This window comes from Pseudarthrobacter sp. RHLT1-30-1, from assembly GCF_059383415.1.
In genome coordinates, this window is the sequence record NZ_JBWZCG010000001.1 from 242,832 (window position 1) to 255,785 (window position 12,954).

General features: G+C 64.8%; 9 protein-coding genes and 3 tRNA genes. 5 read left to right on the plus strand and 7 right to left on the minus strand.

Features of this window, described 5'->3' with window-relative positions; translation table 11 throughout:
* Positions 1-37: 37 nt before the first annotated feature.
* The 3 genes from AC50YM_RS01190 (at position 38) to AC50YM_RS01200 (ending at position 3,368) form a co-directional block, all read left to right on the plus strand.
* Complete coding sequence (locus AC50YM_RS01190; protein ID WP_494955183.1) at positions 38-676, plus strand: CG0192-related protein; 639 nt, start codon at positions 38-40, stop codon at positions 674-676.
* 5 nt (positions 677-681) lie between these two features.
* Positions 682-1,335, plus strand: coding sequence for a class I SAM-dependent methyltransferase (locus tag AC50YM_RS01195; RefSeq protein ID WP_494955184.1), 654 nt, complete (start codon positions 682-684; stop codon positions 1,333-1,335).
* Between the two features lie 218 nt (positions 1,336-1,553).
* Positions 1,554-3,368, plus strand: coding sequence for an alpha/beta fold hydrolase (locus AC50YM_RS01200; protein ID WP_494955185.1), 1,815 nt, complete (start codon positions 1,554-1,556; stop codon positions 3,366-3,368).
* Positions 3,369-3,699: 331 nt separating this feature from the next.
* On the opposite strand, the gene AC50YM_RS01205 is transcribed toward AC50YM_RS01200, so the two are convergent.
* Positions 3,700-5,574, minus strand: coding sequence for a diguanylate cyclase domain-containing protein (locus tag AC50YM_RS01205; RefSeq protein ID WP_494955186.1), 1,875 nt, complete (start codon positions 5,572-5,574; stop codon positions 3,700-3,702).
* 571 nt (positions 5,575-6,145) lie between these two features.
* On the opposite strand from AC50YM_RS01205, the gene AC50YM_RS01210 reads away from it, so the two are divergent.
* The gene (locus tag AC50YM_RS01210) at positions 6,146-7,345 is read left to right on the plus strand and encodes an IS110 family RNA-guided transposase (protein ID WP_494955187.1); all 1,200 of its coding nucleotides are present in this window, start codon (positions 6,146-6,148) and stop codon (positions 7,343-7,345) included.
* A gap of 248 nt (positions 7,346-7,593) precedes the next feature.
* Here AC50YM_RS01210 and AC50YM_RS01215 read toward each other — a convergent pair whose 3' ends face one another.
* A complete protein-coding gene (locus AC50YM_RS01215; protein WP_494955188.1) occupies positions 7,594-8,364 on the minus strand; it encodes an EAL domain-containing protein in 771 nt (256 codons plus the stop codon).
* 1,423 nt (positions 8,365-9,787) lie between these two features.
* Here AC50YM_RS01215 and AC50YM_RS01220 point away from each other — a divergent pair.
* A complete protein-coding gene (locus tag AC50YM_RS01220; RefSeq protein WP_494955189.1) occupies positions 9,788-10,633 on the plus strand; it encodes a hypothetical protein in 846 nt (281 codons plus the stop codon).
* Between the two features lie 435 nt (positions 10,634-11,068).
* On the opposite strand, the gene AC50YM_RS01225 is transcribed toward AC50YM_RS01220, so the two are convergent.
* The 5 genes from AC50YM_RS01225 to AC50YM_RS01245 all read right to left on the minus strand — a co-directional run bounded on the left by AC50YM_RS01225 (position 11,069) and on the right by AC50YM_RS01245 (position 12,888).
* A tRNA-Phe gene (locus AC50YM_RS01225) sits at positions 11,069-11,144 on the minus strand.
* Between the two features lie 48 nt (positions 11,145-11,192).
* Positions 11,193-11,266: transfer RNA gene (locus AC50YM_RS01230), tRNA-Asp, on the minus strand.
* A 94-nt stretch (positions 11,267-11,360) separates the two neighbouring features.
* Positions 11,361-11,433, minus strand: a tRNA-Glu gene (locus AC50YM_RS01235).
* Positions 11,434-11,590: 157 nt separating this feature from the next.
* Complete coding sequence (locus tag AC50YM_RS01240) at positions 11,591-12,229, minus strand: FMN-binding negative transcriptional regulator (protein WP_494955190.1); 639 nt, start codon at positions 12,227-12,229, stop codon at positions 11,591-11,593.
* Positions 12,230-12,285: 56 nt separating this feature from the next.
* Complete coding sequence (locus tag AC50YM_RS01245; RefSeq protein ID WP_494955191.1) at positions 12,286-12,888, minus strand: LysE/ArgO family amino acid transporter; 603 nt, start codon at positions 12,886-12,888, stop codon at positions 12,286-12,288.
* Between the last annotated feature and the right edge of the window lie 66 nt (positions 12,889-12,954).

Sequence of the window (12,954 nt, forward strand, 5' to 3'; positions counted from 1 at the left end):
GACGGCGGCTCCCGCCTTCCCGGCTATGCTTGCGGCCATGGCGATCATCCACGCGGCAGAACTGCAGCCGACGAAACTCGAACTCCTCGAAGCATGGCTGCCCCACCAGCCCTGGTTTCCGCAGTCCGGCACGGCGGCACTGCGCAAAGTGGGCTCGTACCGGTTCGATGATCCTGCCGGCCAGGTCGGGATGGAGACGATCATCGTCTCCGCCGGGAGTGCCACCCTTCAGGTACCCCTTTCGTACCGGGCCGAGCCCCTGCCTGGCGCGGAAGCTTGGTTAGTCGGAACAATGCAGCACTCGGTCCTCGGTGCCAGGTGGGTTTACGATGCCTGCGCCGATCCCATCTATGTGGCAGCATTGGCGGCCAGCATTATGCTGTGCCAGCCCCAGGCGGAGCAGTACCTCGAAGTAGAGGGACCACAACACCTGATGCCCCGGTCGGTCTCCGTGCAAAGCACCGGGCCCAAGCAGGATGCCGCTCCTGATATCTCTTCGGCCACGCCCCGCAACGCGGCCGCCGGCACGCTGATCGAAACAGCATCCCTGGAGTTCCTCGTCGTCCGGCAGCTCGACCTGGCGGGGCAGCCCGGCGTCGAGCTCGAGCTGACCGGCACCTGGGCGGGACAAGAGGACGACGTCAGACTCGCCGCCATAGCCACAAGGGCCTCCTGAAGGGTATGAACGCCGGCAGCGCCACTGATTCTGTCCGCGAGGCGTACAACACGGTCGCCGCCTCGTACGCCCGCCTGCTCGCAGACGTGTCGTTTGAGTCGGCGCTGGATCTGGCCATGGTTCGGCAGTTCGCTGACGCCGTGTCAGCCGGGACTCCCGACGCCGGCATCCTCGATGCCGGTTGCGGTGCCGGCCGGATGATCTCCCACCTAGAGTCGTTGGGACTTTCGGACATTGAAGGGGTGGACCTGTCGGGAGCCATGATCGAGCAGGCCCGCACCGCCCACCCTCGCCGTCGCTTCCAAATCGGAGACCTGTCCGCACTCCCCTATCCTGACCAGCATTTCCGCGGTGTCCTGGCCTGGTACTCGGTCATTCACACTCCGCCGCACCAGCTGCCGGCTGTCATCGCAGAGCTGGCCCGGGTGACCAGCGCCGACGGCCACGTCCTCGTGGGCTTCCAGGCGGGTACCGGTCACCGAACGCTCGACCGGGCCTATGGCCATGACGTGGCGCTCACCGCCTATCTGCACGATCCCGCCGCGACTGCGGGACACTTCATTCACCACGGGTTCACGATCGCCGCCGAGCTGACGCGGGAACCGCGGACAGTCGAAACCCAAGCCCAGGCATTCATCCTCGTAAGGCGTTCGGGCTGAACGCTGGCTGGGACGCGCAGCAGTGCCTTACTGCGCTCGGGAGATGAGGTTCTCGCCTTTCGGGCCCGCAGCCGCGTTGCGGCACTGGTACCGCATGTGCTGACGCTTCCCCCCGCTGACCGGCCACCGCAGCGACCCGGCCGGTAACGCATCGGGTTGCGGTGCCCGGAAGCGGCGGCGTACTCTCCCTCCTATCAGGCCAGCCAGCGGGAGGATCCATGGACGGGTATGCCGGTCTCCGGGCGTTCCGTGCCACCCACCAATACCGCTCGCTGACGGTCGGCGGCGTCGAGTGGACGTACCTTGCCGGTCCCGCCACTCCGGGCGCACCGGCAGAAGCCGACAGCCCCGCCACGGGCCCCTCAACGGCGGCAGAGGATGCAAGGCCAGCCCTTCTCGTCCTCGGCGGCGGCTTTTCCTTCGGCGATTCCGCGTTCCGCACGATCAGCGCGTTCGAACCCCGTTTCCGCGTAATCTCACCGTCCTATCCCCCGGTACGAACCATGGCCGAACTGCTGGCAGGGGTCGCGGCCATACTCGACGCCGAGGGCATCCGGTCCGCAAGCGTTTTCGGCCACTCCCTCGGAGCCGGCGTCGCGCACGCCTTTTCACGCCTTTATCCGCGGCGGGTGGACCGGCTCATCCTGTCCGGGTTCGGTCTCTACACCCCCGGTCACACCCGCTTGGTGGGCGCCTTCGTCCGGCTCTTCTCGATGCTGCCCAAAACCGCCCTCGCCGCTTTCCACCGGCGGCGGATGACGCGCCTTGTTGCCGGGGCGGAAGAAAACGAGCGCGCTTTCCTCACGGCCTACACGGAGGACCTTTTCGCGGCACACACCAAGGAATCAGCCCTGGCCCGCCTGGCAGCACTGCTGGGTCTGGCAGCACACCAGGACCAATACGCCGCCACATCGGCCTTCGAACGTCCCGAGGACGTACTGGTGATCGCAGCCTCCGATGACCACGGCTTCACCCCGCACGAACGCGAAACTCTGCTGGCAACCTATCCCGGCGCCCGGACCTACGTGTTTGCCACAGGCGGCCACTTGGCGGCCGTCACCCACCCGGCCGAATACGCCGACGTCGGCGGACGCTTCCTCGACGGACGTCCTCCCGCGGGACCCGGCGACAGCGCTGCCGCCCCGCCGCACCGTCCGGCGCCGAACAGCAGCCCGGCAGACCGGTCAGCCGGGCCGCCCGCCACACTGGATGCCCGGCTTGCCGCTTTCCGTGCCAGCCATCGGTATCGAACGCTCGACGTCGGCGGGCTGCGCTGGCGCTATCTTGCCGGCGGCGCCGGAGAGCAAACGGTGCTGCTGCCCTCCGGAGGGACAAGGCTGCCGGACATGTACCTGCTGCTGATCGAGGCGCTGGAACGGGATTTCCGCGTCATCGCGCCGGCCTACCCCGCCGGCGCCGGCATCGCGGGGCTGGCGGACGGCCTCGCTGCGATCCTCGATGCCGAGGGCGTCAGCCGGGCGGATGTGCTGGGCTCCTCCTTCGGCGGCTTTGTGGCCCAGGCGTTCGCCCGCCGGCATCCCGACCGTGTGCGGCGCCTGGTGCTCGCGAACACCGGGGGCCCGGGCGTAACCCCGCTTCCGTTACTTCCGTACCTCATCCGGTTGCTGGCTGTCCTTCCGGAAAACGCGGTGCGCTCGTTGACCGGATGGAATTGGCGCCGCTGGTTTGTCCCGGAATCACAGGCGGACGCGGTTTTCTGGAAGTCGCTGCTTTCGGACGTCCTCAGCCAGCTGGACAAGGATGATCTGCTCTCCGGCTTGCGGGAGATGAACGAATTCGCGCATTTGCCGGCCTCAGGCCCGGGGATCCCAACGCCGGCGATGCCGCCGGCCCCCGTGCTGCTGATCGAGTCGGAGAAAGACGAAGCATTCTCGCCCCAGGCACGCGCTGCGCTCCGCGCCCTCTATCCTGCCGCGGAGGTCCGTCTTTTCCCGGGGGCGGGCCACGGAGTGATGGCAACGCGAACCGCGGGGTACGTAGCTACGGTGCGGGAGTTCCTGCACAGGCCGTGAGGGGCGGGCCGCGTCCACCGGGCCGGCGTCCGTCCTGGATGGTCAAGGCAGCAGATCAGGCGCCTTTCCTGGGAGCAGGCTAACCACGGCCCGCATCCTGACGAATCCTGTGAGAAAGAAGGTCCGACTGGAGTGCGTCGTCGCTCCGGTTATCCGACTTTTCCGGACAGCGCTACACGCGCCGGGATTCCCCGGCGGCCCACCGCTTAGAGGTTCACATCTGCGGGCAGGCTGGCCGGACGAACAGTCCTGCTGGACTGACTCAGCGGCGGACTTCGATCCCCATTTTTACCTGACAAGGCACCGGGGCAGTGGAGGCCTCGGGCGGGGGCTAGGGTTTTCCGTGGATGGCCCTGCCGGCGTCAAGATCGTCCGTTTCGGCATGGGACGGGTGGTTGTCCAGTACTGGCAGGTGGGTGTCGAGTCCGACCGGCTGCGGGGCCAACCTGCCCAGCAGGTAACCCTGCCCGGCGAGCACGGTCTTCCGTGCTGCGCCGGCATGTCCGGGTTGCAGCAGGGCGGTGAGCGTCCGTTGCTCTTCGATGCCCTCCGCTACGATCCACCCTCCGGTCTGTTCAACGAACGTCATGGCCGCGGCCACTGTGGCCGCCGAAGAGGGGTCGGTGCCGAGCCGGGAGATGACCTCTCCGTCGATCTTAATAATGTCGAACCGGACAAGGGTCAGCCCGCGCAGTCCGGCGTTGCTCCGGCCCATGTCGTCGAGGGCCAGCCGGAAACCCGACTCTTGCGCCCGGGTAAGGCTGCGGATCGGTTCGGGGTGGTCGAGTCCGGCTTGTTCGGTGACCTCCAGGACAATATCTTCCGGTTCGAGGCTGGCCGCGGCCAGGTCCGACGTGAGGGCTGCGATGTCAAGGTTTGTCAAGGCGTCGGGGTAGATGTTGATGAACAGCAGGCCTGCCCACTCCCGGGCCTTCACCGCCTCGAGTACGGCGCTGCGCGCCCGGGAGTCCAGTATCGCGGCCAGTCCGAGACGTTCGGCGAGTTCGAAGGCCTCCTGGGGCCCAGAGATCGGGGATTCCGTTGGTAACCGCAGCAGGGCTTCGTGAGCCAGCACCACACCGAGGCGCAGGTCCCAAATCGGTTGGAAGGCCACCGTGATGGGGCTGTCGCAGGCCACCAGCGCCGTCAGGGCCTCGATCTTTTCGGCGCTGACGGTGTGGCCCGCAGCCATGGACTGAAAGGTGACGCTTTGGCGGCGTCCCCGCCGCTTTGCCTCATAAAGTGCAGCGTCGGCACGTTCCCACAGTTCCTGCAGCGCAGCCGGATCCGCCGCGGTGCTGGAAGCGATGCCGGCACTGAAGGTCACGCCGGGGAACCTCGTGATTAGGGCGGTCCGGACCCGCTCCAGCGCCTCGACGGCCCCATGTTCGCTGCGGCCGGGCAGAATGACGGCGAACTCATCCCCGCCGAGTCGGAAAGCAATGTCTGTAGAGCGCAGTTCCGCGAAGGAGTCGGCAAATCCGGTGAGGACGCGGTCGCCGTGGCTATGCCCCAGACGGTCGTTGATCCGCTTGAAATTGTCCAGGTCGAGCAGGGCCAGCGTCACCGGAGCCTCCGTTATGCGCGTCAGTGCCGACTCCAGCGCCGGCCGGAAAGGCCGTCGGCCGGCCAGCCCCGTCAGCGCATCCTCGTCGGCCTCGCGCCTGGCCAGTAGATGACGCCGGTGCAGGGTCCGGCCCCCAAAAAAGTACGACAGCGGCAGCGCACACAGCACGGCAAGCAACAGCCCCAGCACCTCGCGCTGCCACAGGTCAGCGACCATCTCCGCGATGATGTCCGGGTGCTGGTCGATGTTCAAAACGAGTGTTCCTCCCGGTGCCGACACGGGGATGAAGAACTCGTAGGCCTCACCCGGCCCGTTCTCCCCCGCGATAGATTCCGTCTCGATCGCCGCCGTGCCGGTGGATGCCACTTCGGCGAGCCGCGCCGGATCAGCCCTGGTCCGGCCGGCCTCTTTCCCGGACTCTGCAAACAGTCGACCATCCGAGGCGAACAGCCCGACATATACCGTGCCGTAACCGTGCCGGATGTGGTCCAATTCGGCAGCGACGGCCGCATCTTGAACCGTCAGGTCCGAATCAGCAGCCAAGGCTTGTTCGAGCTCCTCCGCCAGCGCCCCATAGTTCCGTAAGGAGTCCTGGAGCCCGCGGTCAACGATCTGCTGCTGCGCGACGGCAAATCCCACCAGGCCAGCCAGCAATATCGCCGACGCGACCGCGAGTACCCAACGAACCAGAAACGGCAACCCCGCAGGACGGAAGCCCCGATTCCTCGCGGCCCGCCCCCCCGCTCCTTGCCAACCCGACGGCATGGCCGCGATGTGTCCGTATGAAAGTCCGCTGATAATCCATAACGCCCCCAATAGCCCCGCCAGAATCCTGCGACGGATACCCCCAACATAGCCCGATAGCACCCGGCTGGAGCCAGCAACGGGAAGTATGACTACACGGGCCACACCCGTTTCCGTTAGCTTCTGCAGAATCAGTGAAAGCGTCCGCCCCGGCCGGCCCCTTCCCGTCAGCCACCCCGTTACATTTATTGGGTCCACGAAGGCCGGGGATTTGGTCGCTGGACCCGGTATGACTTTCTCGCCCTGTCATTGATGATCCGGGGGGGTGTTGTCGCCGGGTTCGGAGACACTTGCTGACCGCTGATAGGGACACGGCCGGGCGATAGCGTCCAGGTCTCTTTGTAACGTGGGTGCCGGCATCGGGTGTCGTGACTGCGGCCATATGGTGGTGCAAAGGAGCGCCGGTATGGAACAGGAATTCGACATCTTCTGCGGGCTCGATGTCGGCAAGAGCGAACATCATGCGACCGCGCTCAACGCCGCCGGGGAGCGGGTTTTCGACAAACCGTTGCCGCAAGACGAGGCACGGCTCCGGATGCTGTTTACCGCCCTCCAGGAGCACGGACAGGTCCTGGTGGTGGTCGACCAGCCCAACACCATCGGGGCGCTGCCGGTTGCTGTAGCCCGGGATTGTGGTTGCGAGGTTGCTTATCTGCCGGGACTGGCCATGCGCAAAGCGGCAGACCTCTACCCGGGAAAGTCCAAGACCGATGCCCGTGACGCCTTCATCATCGCGGCCACGGCGCGCGCGATGCCGCACACTCTGCGCGCGGTCGACCGTGACAGCGAGGTCCTCTCGGCGCTGAAGGTGCTCTCCGGATTTGATGAGGATCTGACCCACGAATGCACCCGTGCGATCAACCGGCTCCGGTCCCTGCTGCTGCAGATCTTCCCGGCCCTGGAACGGGCATTTCCCGGCACCGTCCTGACCCGTTCCCTGGTCCTGGAAATGCTGATCAAATACGCGGGCCCGACCGGTCTTCGTGCCGCGGGACGCGGGAATGTGCTGCGCTGGGCCCGCAACCATAGCCGCAAAGACCCGGCCGCGCTCATCGACGCCGTGTTCGCCGCCCTGGGCGAGCAGACGGTAACCGTCGCCGGGACCGAGGCGGTGGAGCTGGTCATCCCACGCGTCGCCGCCCAGATCAAGGAACTCAAATACCAACGGACCATCGTGGCCGAAGAAGTCGAAAAGCTCCTGGACGACTTCCCTCTTTCCCGGGTCTTGATGTCCATGCCGGGAGTTGGCATCAAGACCGCCGCCACGATACTCCTGACCATCGGCGACGGGAGCAGCTTCCGCACCTCCGGCCACCTCGCCGCCTACGCCGGCATCGCACCGGTCACTCGACGGTCCGGGACCTCCATCCGTGGCGAATTCCCTGCCCGCTCCGGCAACAAGGAACTCAAGAATGCACTCTTCCGATCCGCCTGGACCGCCTCCTGCCACGACCGCGTTTCCAAGGCCTACTACGACCGGAAACGCGCCGAAGGGAAGAAACACAACGCCGCCGTCATCTGCCTGGCACGCCGCCGCTGCGACGTCATCCACGCCATGCTCCGCAACGGCACACTCTACGAGGAAAAAGCTCCCCAAACCGCTTGACAAAAAACATAGGGACACGTCCCCGCTTCCGGGCGTTTCCGCGAACAGATGCGTCAGCAGGGGATGCGGGACCCCCGCGTTGTCGTCGTGGAGCGCGGTGAAGTTTTAGCCCGGGATGCCAACCTCGTGTTCGGCGACGTGGGCACAAGAAATTCGGCATATTCATGCCCATGTCTTCCGTCCGCGTTTGAGTTCTTAGGGCCGGGTGATGGGGCCTCTCGACGCAAAGTGCACCGCCCGGCCTGCAGTCAGGAAGAACCCGCGCCGTCAGCTGCCAACGGCCGGAATTCCTGGACCGGGTCCTTCCACCCGGCCCAGTCCCGGAGCCGGACCGTGGGCCGGCCGAGGAGATAGCCCTGACCGGTTGTCACACCGAGAGCTGCGACGGCTGCAAGTTCACTGCTGGTCTCGATGCCTTCCGCGATGAGCACCGCTCCGAGCTGCTCAGCAAAATCGATCATGACCTCGCCGAAGGCGTGACGGAGCGTGTCCGTATCGATTCCGGCCACGAGGTTACGGTCGAGTTTGATGAAGTCGGGGCAGATTTGCCTGATCTGGCGGATGGAATCGAAGTGCGATCCCACGTGGTCAACCGCCAGACGGAGCCCTCGCCGGCGCAGAGGCGCCAGCGCAACGACCAGAGCGGCGGGCTGCATGTCTGTCAGTGCGTCAGTCAGCTCGAGGACCACGCGGTCGACGGCGACCATGGATTCCTCGAGCAGTCCTGGCAGGAGCGGGTCCAAACAGGTGGCCGGTGAGAGTTTCAGGGCCACGTACACGTGCGCCGGGAGGTGCACAGCCGAGGCGAGGGCAGACTCCAGGGCCGCGATTTCAAGCTCGCTGCCGAGCCGCGCGTCGGCGGCCGCAGCGAACCACTCCCCCGCGGTGTCGCCCCCATCGCTGACGAACCGCGTGAATGCTTCGACTCCAACAACCCCACCGGTGGACAGTTCACGGATCGGTTGGAAAGCGGTCACCAGCATCCGGCCTTTCAGGACCGTCTGGATCCTTAAATTCATGCTTTCTTGGGAATCCCGGGCAGGTATCCGTTGTCTGGACGACAGTGCCTCGGATTCCTCAGGCAGTCTCGTGAGAGATCTGAGAGCCGCCAGATGCTCCGCCAACGCAATGTCCGGCCGTCCCGGATGGGCAGCCAGATGTCCGCGCAGCAGTCCCTTGACATGGGCCAGCTCCGGCGCTGGGTCGGCCAGCACCGTCTCAACAATCCAAGCGGCCTGCCGGCGTATCCCCGCAGGCTCAGCGCCGCACGCCGAATTAAGGCTTTGGTTTGCAGAGTCGGCGCCATGAGGGCCACCCGGAACGGACGGCGGCTGCATCGACATACGCTATTCCTTTGTTAGGGATTCCGGCTGAGCCCGGAATCCACATCCGGCCGCGCGCGCTCCTCTTCCAGACTTGCCGGGTCAGGAGAGCGGGGGCCCTGAGGACACAGTACAACGGGACCCACCTGTCCGCCGCTGGAGCCGAGAGTCTGCTGACGTCCACATGACGCCGGAAGACGCACTTTGGGGCGGGAGGCCGGCCGGTCACTTGGCTGACCGCTGCCGTAGGTCCGGTCTGAACCGGCAGCGAAGCAGAGAGGACGGGCGGGTTTTCGGAACGCTCTTTCATGGCAAGGAGAGCCCGGGCGCTCGTCGCCGGACTGGGTGGAGACAGACCTACCCTGCCGAAGTCGCACAGGTGGGATCGAGGGGGCGCGTCGAACCAACAGCGGTCTCGCCATCGAACACGCGCCGGAAAATGCAAACAGAAGTTGGACACTCCGCCCGGGGGCCTTTCCACCGCGTTAGGGCAGGCCTGTCTGGCGGGTTATGCCCATTGTGGACAGATGGAGCTGACCCCTTAGACCCGCAAACAATCGTGTCAGGAAATGCCGCAGCAGATGCCAATCCGCCGCAAGTATCGGAAGATGCCTGACGTTAGTCAGCGGTATCCCCCATCAGTCAGATACTTCTCCAGCATCATTGCCCAACTTTGAAATCCGCCTTGGGTGTCACTGTGCTCCAGTGGTTCTCGGCAGCCTGGTACGCGCTTGCAGGCGTGATGTTGATCTGTCGAAGTCATATGCACCGGCATCCGCGTAAGTACAGGCTGGTGAAGTTCGAAGTCTCCTGTTCCCGGGCCACCGGTCACGGGATGGCAGGACCAAACGATGCCCGGAGCTGGGGGAGATTTCCGGGCTTGACACGTATTAACAGCGGATGTATGCCAGTTAGATCGGATTCAACGAGCCACAGCTTACGGCCGTGTCACAGTCCTCAAGGACTGTCCACCGTATGAAGCCACGCCTATCTAAACCGGGGCCGGCTCCCTAACCTTGGCGGCCGTCCCAAACCCATTCCCTGGTCGTCCACGGTTGAGCCAGCGAGCCTTCCGACGTCCAGAGGGCCGCATGCGCACAACCACCCTTTGGAGGACATCATGCGCAGACCAAATCAATCGACGTCGGCCTCGTTGCTCTTAGTGGTTTCTCTGGCGTTGGGCTGCTTCGCGGTGGTGGCGGGAACACCTGCTGCCCGAGCGGCCGTCACGCCAGACGGGGTCTACATGCTCAGCAGAGTCCTGGGTAACGGTACCGGAAGTCCGTTCAATGTGCGCTTGTCGTCCATGTCGGTAGCCGGGGGGCAAAGCACAGCCGAAGTGATCTATCAGAATGTCACATCGTACCCTCAAGGGCTCACCTGTCCGCAGGCGGTCCAACGTACCTCCATTACGCTAAACGGGAGGACCTACACCGAAAGTGACTCTTACTGCGCCAAGTTCCCGGGCACGAACTGGACCGTCCCGGGCGGCAGTAAGTTCCCCAGTTGGGCGAAGTTCGACGTGGTGCCAGAGCTCGCCCAACAGTTCACTCTTAATGACTGGTGGGGATATGGCGGGGCAAGCAACCTTCAACTCATCCCGTTCGGATGCATCGTCGGCCCCGGCGGCCAGTGCCTCGGTGTACCCCACGAGGTGGCACACGAGGACTTTCCGACGCCACCGGAGTGGCTTACTTCGCCGGTGACGGGCGGTTGCGTGCTCAGTATCGCCACCGGAGGCTGGGCGGCGGGTCTCGCCAGGGTGTGGATCACCGGACTAGGTGGCGCCGTCAAGATGCAATCCTCCCCTAACCCCGTCTACAAGGCGTATATCATCCTGACGCAGGCCGTCCCATACAGAGACTGCGTGGCGCTAGCCGCCATCGCCGGTATCGCATTAACAAAGGCGACTCAGCAGCAGTTGAAGCAGGCATTAACATATCCGCCCGTGACCAGACCCACCTGAATCAGCGGGGGCTGAAAGGATCTGGATCGTCATTGACACTGCCCTGCCGACGTTAGGCCCACCAACGATCAACCTGGATCGTCGGCGCAATGACTGAAACCAGCTAACTAGTGGATGAAGAAACAGCCGCAATTACCCCGGCCGCAGCTGACCCTACTGGCACGTTCCCAGGACCAAGACAGTTCCACGCCGGCGGATCGAAGCGCTCTCGAAGCTGACGCACTCCCCTGCGCGAATGCGCTGCTAAGAAGAACAGATTTAGGCAACCAGTCTCACCGCATCATGCCGGGGCCGGGGCATATACCAAGGGAATACCAGAGGTCTGTTATCGACCTTGGCTGATTCCGCATGATTGAGACTGAATCGCCGGTCTCCCCGCACAACGAAAAAACCCCGCCGTTCCCGTGTAAACACGAGGAACAGCGGGGTTCTAGCTGGTGGCTCCGACCGGCGTCGATCCGGTGACCTTTCGATTTTCAGTCGAACGCTCTACCAACTGAGCTACAGAGCCTAGGTGACATGTCACCATGAGAGCCGGAATTTCTTCTGGCAATCAGAGCGACCCTGACGGGACTTGAACCCGCGACCTCCGCCGTGACAGGGCGGCGCGCTAACCAACTGCGCTACAGGGCCTTGCTATTTTCTTGCTTCCGCAGTATCGCTACCGCAATTTTTCAAGGCCTTTAGCCTACCAGACTTTCACACCCGGCCAGACCAGTTCCTTGCGTACCCCCAACGGGATTCGAACCCGTGCCGCCGCCGTGAAAGGGCGGTGTCCTAGGCCGCTAGACGATGGGGGCCAGAACGCCATCCGGTTAAACCCACTGAAACAAAGGCAAAAATTAAGGGCCGAAGCCGTTCATTTTTGTCCTTTCGGGTTCCTCCGAACTGGACTATAAAACTATAAGGGCAGACCCCCGGATTATCCAAAATCGCGGTCGCCGGCCTGTCCGGCGCTCATCCCCGGAGCGTCGGATCCGGCTGCGCCCGCTCGACGTCGGCGGCCGCCGCCAGCTCGCCCTTGGCGCGCAAACCCGCGATGACGCCGTCGACGTCGGCGGCCGGCCGGTTCTGGCTGAGTTTCCGTTTCGCTTCCACCCGGGTGATGACCAGTTCGACGCCGACAATCGCCCGGAGCTGACCCGCGACGAACCGCGGCGGCGCATCATCCACCGCCCAGGGCTGTTCGGAAGACGCTTCGTGCAGCGTCGTCAGCCGCCGGACCAGGGCGTCAACCCAGGCCGGGTCGTCATGGATGACGAGCCGGCCATAGACGTGCGCGGTGGTGTAGTTCCAGGTGGGGACCACCCGGCCGTGTTCAGCCTTGGACGGGTACCAGGACGGCGAAATGTACGCATCGGACCGCTGCAGGATGGCGAGGGATTCGCCCAGCGCCGGCAACAGCCATTGCTCATTGTTGCGGGCAACATGACCCAGCAGCGCCCCGTGGTCGCCGGCCGCCGGGTCGTAAACAAACGGCAGCAGGGTGGCGAGCAGGCCGCGCTCCGTCGAGGTCACCAGGTTTGCTGCCCCGTGGTCCGACAGCAGCTCCGTGATGGCTTCCTGGTCTACGGCGAAATGCGAGGGGATGTACATGGTCGGTTCCTTCTTCGAGTTCATTTCTTCGAGGCGCTGCGGGCAGACTGACAGGATCAGGCTACGAGCATGACGGCCAGTATGACCATGACCAACGCGATGCCGCCGTCGAGCACACGCCAGCTGCCCGGCCGGGCGAACAGCGGCGCGAGGTACCGGGCCCCGACGCCGAGCGCAACGAACCACAGCACGCTGCCGAACCCTGCACCGGCAGCAAACCACCACCGCCCGTCCGCCCCGTGGGTCCCGGCCAGGGAACCAAGGAGCAGAACGGTATCCAGATAAACGTGCGGATTCAGCCAGGTCAACGCCAGACAGGTCCCCAGCGCAGCCGCCCAGGTTCCCTTGGACCCGGCAGCCGGCTGGGCCAGCTGCCCCCCGCGGACCGCCCGCAAGGCAGCCCTGCCGCCGTAGACCAGCAGGAAAATGGCCCCGGCCCAGCGCACCAGCTCGAGAACCGCGGGGGCCCGCTCAATAACGACGCCGACCCCGGCAACGCCCAGCACAATCAGCACCAGGTCCGAGATGGCGCAGACGGCAACAACCAGCGCCACGTGCGCCCGCTGCACCCCCTGCCGGAGCACGAAGGCGTTCTGGGCGCCGATGGCCACGATGAGGGACAGCCCGCTGGCCAGGCCCGATACGAGAGAGAGGATCACATCACCCACGCTAGGGGTCACTCCAGAATGAGACCAGTTAATAATTTTGCAGCAACATAAGATGAG